This is a genomic window from Candidatus Ozemobacteraceae bacterium, from assembly GCA_035373905.1.
Classification (GTDB): domain Bacteria; phylum Muiribacteriota; class Ozemobacteria; order Ozemobacterales; family Ozemobacteraceae; genus MWAR01.
On record DAOSOK010000011.1, the window covers coordinates 32,301 to 46,743 of the forward strand.

General features: G+C 61.3%; 13 protein-coding genes. 5 read left to right on the forward strand and 8 right to left on the reverse strand.

What is annotated here, in order from left to right; genetic code table 11:
• The first annotated feature begins 40 nt into the window (after positions 1–40).
• The 4 genes from proS to PLU72_07115 all read left to right on the forward strand — a co-directional run bounded on the left by proS (position 41) and on the right by PLU72_07115 (position 4,519).
• Positions 41–1,489 (forward strand): proline--tRNA ligase, encoded by a 1,449-nt coding sequence (gene proS / locus PLU72_07100; GenBank protein HOT27939.1) that lies wholly within the window; start codon positions 41–43, stop codon positions 1,487–1,489.
• Positions 1,490–1,690: 201 nt separating this feature from the next.
• Positions 1,691–3,214 carry a HEAT repeat domain-containing protein gene (locus PLU72_07105; GenBank protein HOT27940.1) on the forward strand — a complete coding sequence of 508 codons (1,524 nt, stop codon included), beginning with the start codon at positions 1,691–1,693 and terminating at the stop codon, positions 3,212–3,214.
• A 66-nt stretch (positions 3,215–3,280) separates the two neighbouring features.
• A complete protein-coding gene (locus PLU72_07110; protein ID HOT27941.1) occupies positions 3,281–3,793 on the forward strand; it encodes an adenine phosphoribosyltransferase in 513 nt (170 codons plus the stop codon).
• A gap of 12 nt (positions 3,794–3,805) precedes the next feature.
• Positions 3,806–4,519, forward strand: coding sequence for an acylneuraminate cytidylyltransferase family protein (locus PLU72_07115; GenBank protein ID HOT27942.1), 714 nt, complete (start codon positions 3,806–3,808; stop codon positions 4,517–4,519).
• Between the two features lie 44 nt (positions 4,520–4,563).
• Here PLU72_07115 and asrC read toward each other — a convergent pair whose 3' ends face one another.
• From asrC to PLU72_07145, 6 genes are read right to left on the reverse strand one after another with little or no spacing between them, the layout of a single operon-like run.
• Complete coding sequence (asrC, locus tag PLU72_07120; GenBank protein HOT27943.1) at positions 4,564–5,556, reverse strand: sulfite reductase subunit C; 993 nt, start codon at positions 5,554–5,556, stop codon at positions 4,564–4,566.
• Between the two features lie 16 nt (positions 5,557–5,572).
• Entirely contained in the window at positions 5,573–6,370 is a 798-nt protein-coding gene (gene asrB, locus PLU72_07125) for an anaerobic sulfite reductase subunit AsrB (GenBank protein HOT27944.1), read from the reverse strand.
• A complete protein-coding gene (gene asrA, locus PLU72_07130; GenBank protein ID HOT27945.1) occupies positions 6,367–7,437 on the reverse strand; it encodes an anaerobic sulfite reductase subunit AsrA in 1,071 nt (356 codons plus the stop codon). The genes asrB and asrA overlap by 4 nt, the downstream gene beginning before the upstream one ends.
• A 1-nt stretch (position 7,438) precedes the next feature.
• On the reverse strand, positions 7,439–7,936 hold the full coding sequence (locus PLU72_07135) for a ferritin family protein (protein ID HOT27946.1): 498 nt from the start codon (positions 7,934–7,936) through the stop codon (positions 7,439–7,441).
• Positions 7,933–10,056 carry a diguanylate cyclase gene (locus PLU72_07140; protein HOT27947.1) on the reverse strand — a complete coding sequence of 708 codons (2,124 nt, stop codon included), beginning with the start codon at positions 10,054–10,056 and terminating at the stop codon, positions 7,933–7,935. Before PLU72_07140 ends, PLU72_07135 begins: the two co-directional genes overlap by 4 nt.
• A complete protein-coding gene (locus tag PLU72_07145) occupies positions 10,053–11,087 on the reverse strand; it encodes a tetratricopeptide repeat protein (GenBank protein ID HOT27948.1) in 1,035 nt (344 codons plus the stop codon). The genes PLU72_07140 and PLU72_07145 overlap by 4 nt, the downstream gene beginning before the upstream one ends.
• 115 nt (positions 11,088–11,202) lie before the next feature.
• Here PLU72_07145 and PLU72_07150 point away from each other — a divergent pair, with 115 nt between their 5' ends.
• Entirely contained in the window at positions 11,203–11,568 is a 366-nt protein-coding gene (locus tag PLU72_07150; protein ID HOT27949.1) for a hypothetical protein, read from the forward strand.
• 24 nt (positions 11,569–11,592) lie between these two features.
• Here PLU72_07150 and PLU72_07155 read toward each other — a convergent pair whose 3' ends face one another.
• Positions 11,593–13,317, reverse strand: a complete 1,725-nt coding sequence (locus PLU72_07155; GenBank protein HOT27950.1) for a methyl-accepting chemotaxis protein — start codon at positions 13,315–13,317, stop codon at positions 11,593–11,595.
• Positions 13,314–14,414 (reverse strand): deoxyguanosinetriphosphate triphosphohydrolase, encoded by a 1,101-nt coding sequence (locus PLU72_07160; GenBank protein ID HOT27951.1) that lies wholly within the window; start codon positions 14,412–14,414, stop codon positions 13,314–13,316. The genes PLU72_07155 and PLU72_07160 overlap by 4 nt, the downstream gene beginning before the upstream one ends.
• Positions 14,415–14,443: the final 29 nt, after the last annotated feature.

Genomic DNA, 14,443 nt, shown 5'->3' on the forward strand with positions numbered 1-14,443 from the left:
CCTCCGAACCCCCAACTTCCGAGAAAGGCCGTGAATCGCCATGAACGAAAAGAAGACCGACGTTAAGACACTCGATGCCATCACCCCGAAATCGCAGGATATCTCTCGCTGGTACACCGACGTGGTGCTCAAGGCGAAGCTTGCCGATTACTCGCCGGTCAAGGGGTGCATGATCATCCGCCCCTACGGATACGCGATCTGGGAGAGCATTCAGCGGCTGCTCGACGCCGAGTTCAAGAAAACCGGCCACCAGAACGCCTACTTTCCGATGTTCATTCCCGAAAGCTTTCTGACGAAGGAAGCCGAGCACGTCGAAGGCTTCGCGCCGGAAGTCGCGTGGGTCACCCAGGGGGGGAAGGAAAAACTCGAGGAGCGGCTTGCCATCCGGCCGACCTCCGAGGCCATCATCGGCCACATGTACGCGAAGTGGATCGAGAGTTATCGCGACCTGCCCGTGCTGATCAACCAGTGGGCGAACGTCGTTCGGTGGGAGAAAGTGACCCGCCCGTTTCTGCGGACCACGGAGTTCCTCTGGCAGGAGGGCCACACCGCGCATCGCACCCACGAAGAGGCGAAGGAAGAAGTCGCGAAGATGCTCGAAGTCTACCGGCGCTTCGTCGAAGAGGACCTCGCCGTGGCGCTCGTGACGGGCGAAAAGAGCCAGAAGGAAAAATTCGCCGGCGCCCTCAATACCTTCACGATCGAAGCCCTGATGCCGGACGGGCAGGCCCTCCAGTCAGGAACGTCGCACGATCTCGGCCAGAATTTCGCGAAGGCGTTCGACATCAAGTTCCTCGACTCCGATGGCGACCGAAAGCACGTCTGGACGACCTCGTGGGGCATGTCGACCCGCATCATCGGCGCGATCATCATGACGCACGGCGACGACAAGGGCTTGCGCCTGCCCCCGCGCATCGCTCCCATTCAGTCCGTTATAATTCCTATCGTATATAAAGAGGCGGCCCCCGTTCTCGAAAAGGCGCGCCAGCTCCGCCAGCGGCTCGCGGACAGGAGTCTGCGGATCCATCTCGACGACCGCGACGGATTCAAACCCGGCTGGAAGTATTCCGAATACGAGATGATGGGCGTGCCCCTCCGCATCGAGATCGGTCAGAAGGACATGGAGAAGGGCCAGGTGTGTCTCGTGCGTCGCGATACCGGCGAGAAGTGCTTCGTTCCCGACGCGACCTTCGAGGCCGAGGTCGAGCGCCTGCTGGGCGAAATCCAGAAGAACCTCTACGCGCAGGCAAAGGAGATTCTGCGCAGCAAGACGTTCCCGGCCAAGAGCTTCCCCGAGTTCGTCGAGGTCATCAAGGAGAAGCACGGCATGGCCGAGGTCTCGTGGTGCGGGGCCCAGGAGTGCGAGGACAAGTTCAAGGCCGAAGTCGGCGCCACGATCCGTTGCCTGCGGAACGATCCGCCTGCCGGCCCCTGCGTTGTCTGCGGCAAGCAGGCTTCGCGCCAGATTTACGTTGCCCGCGCCTACTGATCCGGAGAGAACCGCCGCCGCTTTGCGCTCCCTCGGGGGCTGCAGAGCGGCGGTTTTCTTCGGAACGCCGGGCGGCCGGAATCGAAATTCTGTGCCCCTGGGATTGGAAAAATCCCGGAATATGGCTTATAGTGCTCTCGAGAAGATGACAACGATACCGGAGATGTGCCGGCGCGGTGCGCTCATGGAGGATGATCTGCGATGGAACTGAATATCAAGAGACTGCTGAAGGATCTTGCGAATCCCGACGACGACCTGCGGACGCTCTCTGCGATGACCTTGTTCAAGATCGATCTCGTCGATCTCGAAACCCGGGACGAGGTGGCGGCTGCCCTGCGGCAGGCGACCAAAGACAAGAACATCTCGGTGCGGTTTTTCGCCCGCCGTGCGCTCGGAAAAATACGCCAGCAGAACCTCGAGGAAGGCCGGGCGACGACGACGCAGGAAAGCATCGACCATGCGCTCGAGTCCGAAGATTACGCGGAACGCCTGAAAGCCGTGATGTCCATCGCCGCCGGGGAGAAGGCGGAATACCGCGAAAAGCTCCTGTTCATGCTCAAGATCGAGAAACACGATTTCGTGAAGGCGACGTTGATCAGTTGCCTGAAGAAATTCGTCTCGAAAGACCAGGCGTCGCTCCTGAGCCCCTTCCTGAGCGACCCGGACAGTCGCGTGCGGTCCAACACGATCGAGGCGCTCGAGTATCTCAAGGATGAAAAGGCCATCCCCCTGCTGTTTCCGGCCCTCGAAGACCCGGACAACCGCATCAGGGCTTCCGCCGCAAAAGCCCTCCAGTCGTTCGGCGAGGAAAAGGTCTTTACGATCCTGCGGAAAATGCTCAAGTCGCACGAAGACTGGATGAAGGGAAGCGCAATCTACGCGCTGTCACACATCCAGGCCGGCGAAGCGATCCAGATGCTGATCGACGCAGCCCGCGATGGCAACTCCGACATTCGCATCAAGGCGCTGGTCGCTCTCGCCAATTATCACGACCAAGCCTCGTTCGGATTTCTGAAACACGTCGCCGCGAACGGCGAAGAACCGTATCGGGGAACCGCCGTCCGCGCCCTGCGCCTCCTCGAGGAAAAATACGGGGCCGCACCGCCGACGACGACTCTCGTCACCCGACCGGCCGAACCGGCTGCCGCGGCACCTTCGGAAAAGGGCGCCCGGAAAACCGGCGAAAAGGCCGGAGATGCGGCTCCGGCACCCAGCGATCTGAGCGGAACCGTTTCCCGCTTCTTCCGGAAAGGCAAGGAGGAGGCGGTGGATCTTTCCCAAAAGGCGGCGATCAACTTCGCCGTCACCGATATCGAGAAGGAAGTGTCGGAACTGCTGAAGGAGACGGGACGCGTCGTCTTCGACATGTACCAGGCGGGCGACCTCAAAATCCCCGAACTTCTTACGATAGGTCATGAAATATTACGGATGAACTTCCTGATCCAGAAATACACCGACGAGGCGAAGCCCCAGGAGTCGTCAGGTGGCGGCCTGTTCGCACAGCTCAAAAGCCTCTTCAGCAAGCCGGCGGCCAGCAATCCCCGCGCGGCGCAGGCGGAGCGGTTCACGAAGAAACGGGAGGAGTTGTTCCACAAACTCGGTGAAGCCGCGTTCCATAAATACCGCGTCCGGGAGTTTTGCCCCGCGGCTCTGGACGGGTATTTCCAAACCTATATGCGCCTCGAGGAACGGCTTCAGAAGGAACGAAGCAGGCTTTCCACCTGAGCCGGCGCGGTCCCTTCCGGGCCGAAGAGCCGGGTCTTTTCGAGACAGAACTGAAGGAGCGAGACGATGAACCTGAATGAATATATTCGAGACGTTCCCGACTTTCCGAAAAAGGGAATTATATTCAAGGATATAACTCCTCTTCTGCGCGATAAGGCCGCATTTGCCACGGCGATCAAAACGCTGGCGGATCCGTATCGCAACGCCGGGCTTCATGCCGTGGCGGCGATCGAATCTCGCGGCTTCATTCTCGGAGCGGCGATGGCCGTCGATCTCGGAATCGGTTTCGTCCCGATCCGCAAACCGGGCAAGCTGCCGTACAAGTCGCGACGCCAGGAATATTCTCTGGAGTATGGAACGGATGCGATCGAAATCCATGAAGACGCGGTGACCTCGGGACAGCGTATTCTTCTCGTCGACGACGTGATCGCGACCGGCGGAACCGCCCGCGCCGCCGCCGACTTGCTCAAGGGACTTGGGGCCGACCTGGTCGGAATCGCCTTTCTAGTCGAACTGTCTTTCCTGGGCGGCATCGAGAAGCTCCGCGGCGAAAAGATCTTCAGCGTTCTCAAATACTGATCCGCCGATGCGATGAACGGCAGACGGCTTGCGGTCATCCCCGCGCGGGGCGGTTCGAAGCGGCTTCCCCGAAAAAATATCCGTCCGCTGGGCGGAAAACCCCTGATCGCCTGGGCGATCGAGGCAGCCCTCGCATCTGAATGCTTCGAGCGCGTCCTCGTCTCGACGGATGACCGGGAGATCGCCGATGCGGCGGTGAATGCCGGCGCATGGGTTCCCTTCCTGCGACCCGCCGTGCTGGCGACGGATACCGCCTCGTCCGTGGATGTGCTCGTGCATGCGCTCGAATGGGTGCGACAGGCGCCGCCCCCGGAGGGGTTTGCTCCCGAGATCGTCGCCCTGATCCAGCCGACGTCGCCGTTTCTTCGACCCGGGCAGATTTGCGAAGCCTGTCGTCTCCTCGATACCGGCGGATTTACGACCCTTGGCTCGATGTGCGCCGTCCGCGAGCGGCCCGAGTGGATGTTCGAACTCGATCCGGCGTGTCGTGCCCGGCCGCTCGATCCCGAGCGCCTGTCGCTGCCGTCCTCCCGTCTGCCGGACCTTTTCAGGGAAAACGGCGCCATCTACCTCGTGCGGTCTGCCTGGCTCGAGTCGGCCCGGAGCCTGTATGACCTCCCCCGCCATGGCGCCTTGGTCATGCCGCCCGAAGATTCCGTCGACATCGACACCGCCGAAGACTGGGAACTGGCCGAAACCCGCCTCCGCTCATCCACGCCCCGTTGAATCTGCAGGGGCGGGTTTCAAACCCTCCCTGAAACTCGAAAATTTCAGGGGCGGCGCAGCGGTGCCGGCCGGTACCCGGCGAACGTGAGGGATTCGGCGACGACCGCTTGGGGATTCAGCGTGACGCCTTTGAGGACGGCTTCGCGGAACGCCGGATACCCCGTTCGATCGACGATGTAGCCGACGTGCTCCTTGGGAAGCAATTTGTCTATATTCGGATCAATATAACTGAAACAATTGCGAAGGATCTGCAAAAGCGGCGCCTCTTCGATCGCGTCGATGAACGGGGCGGCGAGTCGGGGATTCCGCTTCCCCGTGCGGCCCATGATGAGGAGACGATAAAGGTGTTTCGGAACGCGGCTCCAGGCGTTGACCGGGCAGGCCAGCACGCACTCGCCGCAGCCGATGCACAACACCGGGTCCCGGCGCGGCCTGAAGTTGTGCATCGAGATTGCACCCGTCACCTTCTTGCGACAGGTCTTCGCGCAGGCTTCGCACCCGATGCAGCGGCCGGATTCCAGTTCGGGTTCGCAGATGGCGATGATGCCGAAATCCTGGAGATGCGCTTTGGCGCAGTCGTTCGGACAGCCCGTCACCGCCACCTTCACGTGATAATGGTTCGGATACAGGATCGCCTCGAGTTTCTGGGCCATCGATGTGGTGTCGGCATTGGCATACGGGCAGACGCGGTTGCCGATGCAGGCGCTGATGTTGCGCATGCCGGCGGCAGGATACCCGGTCCCGGGAGTGTCGATCGGGATGCCCAGCCCCCCTTCGACCTCGCCGATGAACGGCGCCATGAGCCGGTTTACCTCGGGGATGCGATCGTAGGGAATCCCGGGGATCTCGAAGCCCTGGCGGGAAGTCAGATGGACCGTTCCGTTCCCGTACTGCTCCGCGATCGTGCGGATCAGTTCGAGATGCCTTGCCGCGAGATGCCCGGCCGGAACGCGGACCCGCAGGCAACTCAGATTGCGTCGCGCGGTGATTCGCCACGCGTTCTTGATGACGGCCCTGGTGTCGATATCGCGACTCATGACGTGCCTCCTTCTCTCAGTCCGCAAGCCAGCGTGCTTCCGCGAAGGGAAAGACGGGGCCGTCGAGGCAGACATACCGGTCGTGAATCTTGCAGCGGCCGCATTTCCCCAGACCGCAGGACATGCGTCGTTCGTAGGAAACCCACAGGTTTTCCTCGCGGATACCGCGTTCGAGCATCGCCAGGATCGTGAACTTCATCATCAGGGGCGGCCCCACGACGACGACCCGCGTCGCCTCGGGCTCGAAAAGAGGCAGAGAGGGGATCATCGTGGTGATGACGCCGGTATGTCCGGTCCAGCTTGCATCACCCCGGTCCACGGTCACGTGGAGGTTCGTGAGACTAGCCCACGAAGCGAGTTCTTCGCGAAACAGAAGGTCGGCGGGACTGCGGAAGCCGAGCAGGACATGCAACCGCGAAGCGGTCGCGGGGTCGGCCGACATGAGCCGGATGAGGCTTTTGACCGGCGCCGCGCCGGTGCCGCCAGCGGCGATGACGAGCGGCCCGCTCCGAAGCGTGTCGAGAGGGAAACCGCGCCCGTAGGGCCCGCGGACATGGATGAGGTCGCCCGGGTGTTTGGCGCAGAGGGCGGCCGTCAAAGGGCCCACGGACCGGATCGTCATCTCGACGTGACCGGCCGCGAAATCGCTGACCGAGATCGGCGCCTCGCCGATGCGGGGGAGGGAGACCTCGAAAAACTGGCCCGGTTGAGGAGCGTCGGACGGGTTCTCGAAGAACAGCGTCACGTCCGTCGCGTTCTGCCGACGCGCGTCGAGAATCCGGACGGGGCGGGGGAGCCAGGTGCGCCTGTTCATGCCTGCGGCTCTCGGGCCACGGCGTCGGCCACCCGGTTGATACAGGTCGAAAACGAGATGTATTGGGGGCATTGATCGTCGCAGCGGCCGCAACCGACGCACATCGGGCGCCCCAGACGACGCTTGAAATCATGGATCTTGTGCATCACTCGGAAACGCATCCGGTCGCCGAACTTTTCGCGAATCCTGTGACCGCCGGCCATGTCGGCGAACCGATCGAGATGACAGCCCGTCCAGACCCTCCGGCGCTCGCCAAGGCGTTCGTCTTCGGAAAACGCCACGTCCTGGACCGCAAAGCAGGAACAGGTGACGCAGCTCGTGTTGCACCTGCCGCATGCAATGCATCGCGTATGATATTGATCCCACAGCTCGTGATGGAAAAAGTCACGTTCCCTGACGGCCTTCTCGAGACGCTCCGGATCGGGGAGGCGAACGGCGACGGCGTCGTTCTCGACCCCGCGCGGATCATATTCCGCCGGCTCGGCGGAGCCGGGAACGGCGGAGCGAAGATCGTCGGAACGCATGACGAGGGTGAACGAACCGTCCGTCTCCAGGCGAGCCGCCGCATGCCAGGCATCCGTCCTGTTCGTTCCCATGGCCTTGCAGAAGCAGTTTTCGAACGGCTTCAGGCACTCCATGAGAACGAACCTCACCCGTTCGCGTCGGCGGAGATAGTAGGGATCGGCGTGGGGGCCGTTGACGAGAAAGATCGCGTCCAGTCGGTCTATGCCGTGAATGTCGCACGCGCGCAGAAAGACGAGAGCCGGCCGGTCGAAAGGCGGCGACGGCAAACGCGTTTCCTCGCCGGAAAACTCCAGCATCGTTTCGGAAGGCGGAAACACGACTTCCTTCGGAGAACCGTCTGATTTGCGGTTCCAGACGATGTCGGCGGCCTTCCTGAACGTGCCATACCGGATGATATCTGTTTCGGAAAAACGGCCGCGGCCTTGTCGTCGGACCGGTCCGAAAAGATCGTGGGTCTCAGAGAGATGTTCCAGCCATGTAGCGAACTCCTCCGCCGCCAGACGAAAGGAAAACGGCCTGCCGGAATCCTGCCCTGAACCCATCTCAGTTCCGCTCCGTCGCGAGTTTTGCGAGTTCGGCGGTCAGCAGATGGATATGTCCGAGTTCCTCGGCGATGATGATCTCAATCTGCTCTCTGCCTTGGCGGAGCGGAACGAACTCCTGCATCGTCGAGTAGAAGACGACCGAGTCCTTTTCCCGGTCGATGGCGTATCTGAGCGCCTCGATGAGCCCGTTCGCACGTGCGAGTGCTTCAGGAATCGGGCCCGAAACCGGAAACACCCGCGTGTCGGCCATCGCCTTGAGATACAGGGCTTTTTCCTCCGGTGGCTCGAAGGGAACCGCAGGTTCTTCCGACAGGGTCCGGCGGAGAGCGTCGAACCGTTTTTCGTGCATCTGCTCCATCGCGGCCAGCCTCAGCAGAAGAGCTGCATGGGGGCGTCCCGCCGCGGAAGCGGCAGCCCTGGCATAGAACGAGGCGCCGTTTCGCTCGAACTCGATTGCCGTGGCGAACAGGTCGTCGACGCTCAGGTTCGGCATCATGCCTTGTCGCGGTCCTTTTCCTCTTTTTTCTTTTTCTTCTTTTCGAGCATCTCGTCGCTTTTCATGCCCGCGCTGTACAGCGTGGCGCGGTTTCGCCCGGTCTCTTTCGAGTAGTAGAGAGCGGTGTCGGAGCAGATGATCAGCTCGCCTTTCGTTCTGGCGTGGTCGGGATAGCTGGCGACGCCGAGCGAGACCGTGATCGGGACGTGCTGGCCGGCGATGCGGAAGTCGAACTCCTCGATGGCCGTCCTGATGCGGTTTGCCGGGGTCATGGCGCCTTCCCCGTCCTTCTCGGGACAGATGACGACGAACTCTTCGCCGCCGTACCGGGCCGGAATGTCGACCTCGCGCACGCTCTTCTCGAGGAGGCGGGCGACGGTCTTGAGCACCCGGTCGCCTTCGGGATGTCCGTACGTGTCGTTGAATTTCTTGAAATGATCGACATCGAGAATGATGAGCGAAACACGACTCTCATAGCGGTCGGCGCGCTGGAGCTCCTCGTCGAGGCGTTGTTGAAAATATCTATGATTATATAATTTAGTCATTTCATCCGTGACGGCGTATCGATACAGCCGGGCGTTTTCGATCGCGATCGCGGCCTGGTTGGACAGATTCAGGAACAGCTCGAAATCCTTCTTGCTGAAGCTACGGGGAATCGACCGCGAAACGTTCAGGACGCCGAGCAGTTTATCCTTCGCCTTGAGCGGCACCGACATGAGGGTGCCGCGCTGGATGGCCCCTTTCTTGATGGCGAGAAACGCGTGATCGCTTTCGACATCTTCGACGAACAGCGGCTGGCCGGACTCAACGACCCATCCTGCGACCGGCTCGCCGATACCGATGCGGGTTTCCTTCTGCACGTCTTCGGCGAGTCCGATGGCGACGCCGATCGACAGGGTCTTCTCGGCGTCGTCCACGAGCATGAGCGAGCCTTTTTCCGCCTTGATGACGCGAACGACCGTTTCGAGAATCATGTGCTGGAGCTGGGTGAAATCGAGGATCGAACTGATGGCCTTTCCCACCTCGTAGAGCGTGGATAGCTGGGTGATGCGGTAATCGAGGTCCTCCTTGGTCTGGCGCAGGTTCACCCGCATCTCGTCGAACGTCGAGGTCAGTTCGCCGATCTCATCCTGGGAGTTCGGCGTGATCGAGTGGCCGAAATCGCCCCGCCCAATGTGCCGGGCGCCTTCGATGAGGTTGAGCAGCGGCGCGACGAACGAGTTCGCGAGCAGCACCGCAAGGATCAGGGCCGCGAACGCGGTCAGCATCAGAAGCCTGATGATGCGCTCGCGAAGTTCGTAAGCGGCTTTGAACGCCTCCCCTTCGGGGATCTGGAGGATGATGGTCCAGTTCGGGGCCTGGTAGAAATCGAACTTTTTCAGCGAGATCGCGGTGATCAGATAGCGTTCGCTTCCGATGGTTCGGACGCCGGAAACGTCGTTGTCGACAGCCTCCGTCACGGAAATGGCGAGGGTTTTTACCTCATCCGACGATCGCGCGATGACGGCGCCGGCTTCGTCGAGAACCAGTCCCTGCGACTTCGACAGCTTGAGCGCGTTCTTGAGAAGATCTTTGATGTAGATCAGGTCGACTTCGGCGATCAGAACTCCGATGACGCCCTTTTCCTGGCTCTTGATCACGGCTTCGAGCGTCATGCAGGGATTGCCTTCCGGCGACGTGTAGACGTCCGAGAGAGACCCCTGGTAGGTGCGCTTGATGACGTTGGTGAATCGCCAGTCGGCCGGAAGCGCGGCACCCTGATTCGTCGTGGCGATGATCTTCTTGTCCGAGTCGACCAGGTAGATCAGCTTGAAGAACGGGTAGTATTTGACGAGCGCCGCGAAAAAATCGCCGGCCTCGACGGGGCGCAGGTTCTTGATCGTATCGAGATCGGAGATCGCTGTCAGGAGACGCCTCGTATACTCCAGATTTTCGTAGATCCCGTGGGCGAGAACGTTCGAAACCTCCCGGTGGCTTCGGGTCACTTCCTCGGTGATCACGCGCTTCTGCTCGTTGAACGCCTGCATGCCGAGGAACCCGACCGGAACCAAGGCCGTCAGCAGGATGATCAGGGTCAGTTTCAGACGTATGCCGAACGAAAACAGCCGAAAAAGACTCATGGCTTCTTCTCCGGTTCCCCGCCATACATGCCCAGCCGATCCTTCAGTGATTGAATATTCTCATCTATTGAAGGAAAGGACGGCTCGATCCGCCTGACCTGCTCGAACGATTCGAGGGCGTCCTTGAGCCGGTCGAGCGTCAGATAGAGGTTCCCGAGCTGGAACGATGCTTCGGCCGAATCGGGGTGTTCCGCGATGACCGAGGTGAAAAGAGAGATCGCTTCGTCACTCTGGCCGAGAAAACCGAGGGCCTGCCCCTTGACGATCTGCGCCTGCAGCTCGCCCGGAGCGACGGAGAGCACCTTGTCAGCGAGGGCGAGGGCCTGGGCGAAATCCCCGTCGATCATGGCCGTGAGAGCGGCGGCGAGAATGTCGGCCGGATACTCCGTGACGCGCTTGGCGACCTCACGGGCGATCTGCGGCTGATCGGCGGAGGATATCCTCGCGAGAAACTCCTGCTCCTCGCAGCGCCTCACTTCTATATCGACGACTTCGGAATACGTCGAATCCAGTTCCCTCAGTTTGAGAAGATGCTGTTTCGCCTTGGCGAACTGGCGCTCGTCTCGATAGATGATGCCGAGATTCTGATGGGCCTGGACGTGCGACGGGTTCAGCTGGAGGACTTTCTCGTAAAACGGGATCGATTCGCGGCGCCGGCCGATCTGGGCGAGCGCGACGGCGACGTTGAAGATGGCGTCGACGTCACGCGGATTCGCCCGGATGACGGCGTCCCACTCGTGAATGGCTTCCTGGACCCGGCCGATCTTCATGAAGATCAGACCGAGATTGAACCGGGAAAACGTGTGCTTCGGCTCAAGTTCGACCGCCTTGCGATAGGCATCGATCGCGCCCGTGAGATTGTTCATCTTGTGGTGAAACACGCCTTTGGTAGAGTGAAAATCGGCGTTTTTCGGCTGCGCTGCGATGGCTTTATCGATATGCTCGAGCGCCTTGTCGTAACGGCCGCGCTCGAAAAGATCCATCGCGGCCTCGTAGTAGCGCTGGGCGTATGTCGCGTTTCGGTCTGCCATGATCTCCCCTTGTCGGTTGCGGGAGCTATTATAGTCGATCCGGTCTGCCCGCGCAAACATCGAACATCGGGAGGCCGGCTTGAAGACCGGGGAAAAAGCCGGTATACTCTTCCCCATGACGCAATCTTCCGCTGAATCGACGGCTTCCCCCCATTCCCCGGCCGCAGTGCCCTCTGCAGCGAAGCCAGGCGAGGCGCGCGGATACGACGAGATGTGGGCGGGCGGCTGGATTTGCCTGCTCGTCACGGTGTATCTGTGCGGGGCGTTCCTCAACTCCCTGATGCGATGGCTCGCCTACGGCGCCCTCTGGGACCTCACAGGACTGATTCTCTCCGGCGTGCTCGCCTGGGCCGGTTACTACTGGACCATCTCCGAGTCCGCCATACAGCCTTACGGGAAGCGCGTCGCGGCGGCCATCTGCCTGCTCGTAGCCTGGGCCCTCGTTTTCCCGGCCCTGATGTGGACCTGCGGATTCCAGTAAGCGAACCCCGGACCGTCTCCCCGCTCAGCGCTTCGTGGTGATCGTGAACCGCGAAACCAGCGAGTGGAGCTCGTCCGCGAGACGCGCCAGATCCTCGGTCGAACTCGAGATCTGAGAGACGGTCGTCGTCTGCTGTTCGACGGACGTCGCGACGATGCCGGTGCGCTCCGACGTCGATTTGGTCAGTTTTGTAATATCCTCGACGGTTCGGCTCATCAGGACGGAGTTTTGGGACTGCTCGGCGGAAATCTTGCTGATGTCGCGGATCTTCCGGTTCACGTCGTTGATATTGTCGATGATATTGTCCAGGCTCAGGCTCACGTCCCGGATGACCTTGATCCCTTCGTCGACGCGACTGCGCCCCATCTGCATCGAGTCGGCGGCGTTCTGCGTCTTGTTCAGGATGTTCTCGATTCTCGTTCCGATGGCCTCGGCGGCTTCCGCCGACTCCTCGGCCAGTTTCCGGACCTCTTCGGCGACGACCGTGAAACCCTTTCCCTGTTCGCCGGCGCGGGCCGCTTCGATCGCGGCGTTCAGGGCCAGCAGGTTCGTCTGGCTGGCGATCGCGGTGATCGTGTTCACAATCTCGTTGATCTGCTGGGAGGCGGTGTTCAGATCGAGGATGACCTGGGTTGCGACGTCGACGGACTCCTTGACGCGACCGATCATCTCGACGGATTTCTTCACCGTGACTCCGCCCTTTTCAGCGGCTTCCGACGTGGTGTTGGCCGAGACGACGGCCGTCTCGGCGAGTTGGGCGACCTGCTGCGCCGACAGCGCGAAATGCTCGACCGAGGTCGAAGTCGTTTCGAGATTTCCGGCGACCTCGACGGCCGATGCGTTGATCTCGTTCACGTTCTTGGAAATGTCGAGAAGCGTGGCCGCCGACTCGACGGAGGCCGAGCTCAGTTGCTGAGAGCTGGTCGCGAGATCGTTGCTGGTGCTGAGAACCTTCGAGATCATGTGACGGATGCCGCCGAGCATGCGGTTGAAACTCTCGGCGAGCCGCTGGAATTCGTCGCGGGTGTTGATGTCGAGGCGCGTTTCGAGCATGCCCTGCTCCGCCTCGCCCATCGCTTTCATGATCCGTTCGAGCGGGACCGATATACCGGTCGAAATAAACCACGTGAACCCGATGGCGAACAGGATGATGAAGGCGGGAAGGATCCATTTCAGCCAGTCGAGAGCCGCGAAGACGGTTTTCAATTCGAGCTTGACCCGGCTGGCCTCGGTGATGCCGAAATAATCGCCGATCCTTTTCATCGAAACCTGGACGGCCTCGAGTTGCTCGCGAACGGCGAAGGAAACGGCGGTGAAACTGGCCGTGGAAAGGGGGAGGGGGGCCTGGAACGTGGCATCCGCAAGGTCGAACACCTGCGACATGCTTTTGAAGGCTTCGTCGGCGAAGACGAGGATTGGGCCGGCCGAACTGCCGAGTTTCTGCGAAACGATGTCCTTGATCGCTTCCGTTCCCTGCACTGCCCGCTCCCGCGCGTCCTTGAACGTCTTCATCATCTCCGGATCCTGGCCCGTGTGGCTGATCTGCAGAAAGGCGAGCCCGGCGACGACCACGTCGCCCGTCCATTCCTGCGTCTTCGCCATGACGGGGATCTGCCCGCCCTGCATCTGGTCGACGATGTTGCGGAGACGCTGGAGGAGATACCCGGAGGAAAAGACGACGGCGATGAAGATGATGAGGATGAAGAGAAATCCCCCGAGAATTTTCCGGCTGATCGAAAAGTTTTTCATGGCCGGCCGGTCGTCCTGTCGCCTGCGGGGGAGAGGCTCGTGTCGAGCTGGAAGTGCGGGACGAACAGGTCCTGGAAGAGACTGATCGCATACTCGTCGGTCATGCCGGCCAGGTAGTCGACCAGCGTCCGTTTCAGGGACTGTCCGGCCGGCGGCTGGTGCTTGAGCCGCGCCTGGAGATCCTCGGGATGCGACAGGAACCAGTGCGCCATCTGCCGGAGCAGTTCCTTGGACTTTTCTACGGCGGAATCGATGCCGGGGCGCGGATACACCTTCGAGTAAAGGAAGTCGCGCAGCTGCTCGGTGGCGTCTGCGACGGCCGGGCTCATCGTGATGCCCTCGGCGTCGGCGCTCGACGCGATGATGTCCTTCACCATGGTGTGGATGCGGACCGAGTGGCGTTCTCCGAGAAGACTGACCGGCGCCGGAGGAAGGTCTTCGTGCCGGATGACCCCTGCGCGAATCGCATCGTCTATATCATGATTTATATATGCAACGAGATCCGAAAGACGGACGATCTGCGCCTCCATCGTGAGCGGGGCGTCGGGGCCGTTGAGGACGAGCGAGCCCTTGCGACCCTTGCTGTGCTTGCCGATGCCGTCGACGACTTCCGCCGTCAGGTTCAGGCCCGCGCCGTTCTTCTCGAGAACGGTGACCACGCGAACGCTGTGCGAGGCGTGATGGAAGCCGGTCTCGCTGATCTCGGCCAGCACCTGCTCGCCCGCGTGCCCGAAGGGAGTGTGGCCGAGGTCGTGGCCGAACGCGATCGCCTCGGTCAGGTTTTCGTTGAGGCGCAGACCGCGGGCGATGCTGCGCGCGATGCCGACGACTTCGAGCGTGTGCGTCAGACGGGTTCGGAAATGGTCGTTCGTGGGAGAGAGGAACACCTGTGTCTTGTGCTTGAGGCGGCGGAACGACTCGCTGTGGATGATCCGGTCGGTGTCACGCTGGAAGCAGGTGCGCATGAAGCACTCCTGCTCCGGAACGGCGCGTCCGCGACTGTTGCGGGCCAGGCAGGCGCGCGGACCGAGGGTCCGGGCCTCCTGCTCTTCCATCAGGCGGCGGATCGAGTCGTCGTGAATCGGGCTGTGAGTCATTCCGTGCGTGAAGACGGTCTTCGGGAACC

Bases quoted from the DNA above. Each gene is read 5' to 3' on its own strand.
- proS (HOT27939.1), top strand. From the start codon at position 41: ATGAACGAAAAGAAGACCGACGTTAAGACACTCGATGCCATCACCCCG.
- PLU72_07105 (HOT27940.1), top strand. From the start codon at position 1,691: ATGGAACTGAATATCAAGAGACTGCTGAAGGATCTTGCGAATCCCGAC.
- PLU72_07110 (HOT27941.1), top strand. From the start codon at position 3,281: ATGAACCTGAATGAATATATTCGAGACGTTCCCGACTTTCCGAAAAAG.
- PLU72_07115 (HOT27942.1), top strand. From the start codon at position 3,806: ATGAACGGCAGACGGCTTGCGGTCATCCCCGCGCGGGGCGGTTCGAAG.
- asrC (HOT27943.1), bottom strand. From the start codon at position 5,556: ATGAGTCGCGATATCGACACCAGGGCCGTCATCAAGAACGCGTGGCGA.
- asrB (HOT27944.1), bottom strand. From the start codon at position 6,370: ATGAACAGGCGCACCTGGCTCCCCCGCCCCGTCCGGATTCTCGACGCG.
- asrA (HOT27945.1), bottom strand. From the start codon at position 7,437: ATGGGTTCAGGGCAGGATTCCGGCAGGCCGTTTTCCTTTCGTCTGGCG.
- PLU72_07135 (HOT27946.1), bottom strand. From the start codon at position 7,936: ATGATGCCGAACCTGAGCGTCGACGACCTGTTCGCCACGGCAATCGAG.
- PLU72_07140 (HOT27947.1), bottom strand. From the start codon at position 10,056: ATGAGTCTTTTTCGGCTGTTTTCGTTCGGCATACGTCTGAAACTGACC.
- PLU72_07145 (HOT27948.1), bottom strand. From the start codon at position 11,087: ATGGCAGACCGAAACGCGACATACGCCCAGCGCTACTACGAGGCCGCG.
- PLU72_07150 (HOT27949.1), top strand. From the start codon at position 11,203: ATGACGCAATCTTCCGCTGAATCGACGGCTTCCCCCCATTCCCCGGCC.
- PLU72_07155 (HOT27950.1), bottom strand. From the start codon at position 13,317: ATGAAAAACTTTTCGATCAGCCGGAAAATTCTCGGGGGATTTCTCTTC.
- PLU72_07160 (HOT27951.1), bottom strand. From the start codon at position 14,414: ATGACTCACAGCCCGATTCACGACGACTCGATCCGCCGCCTGATGGAA.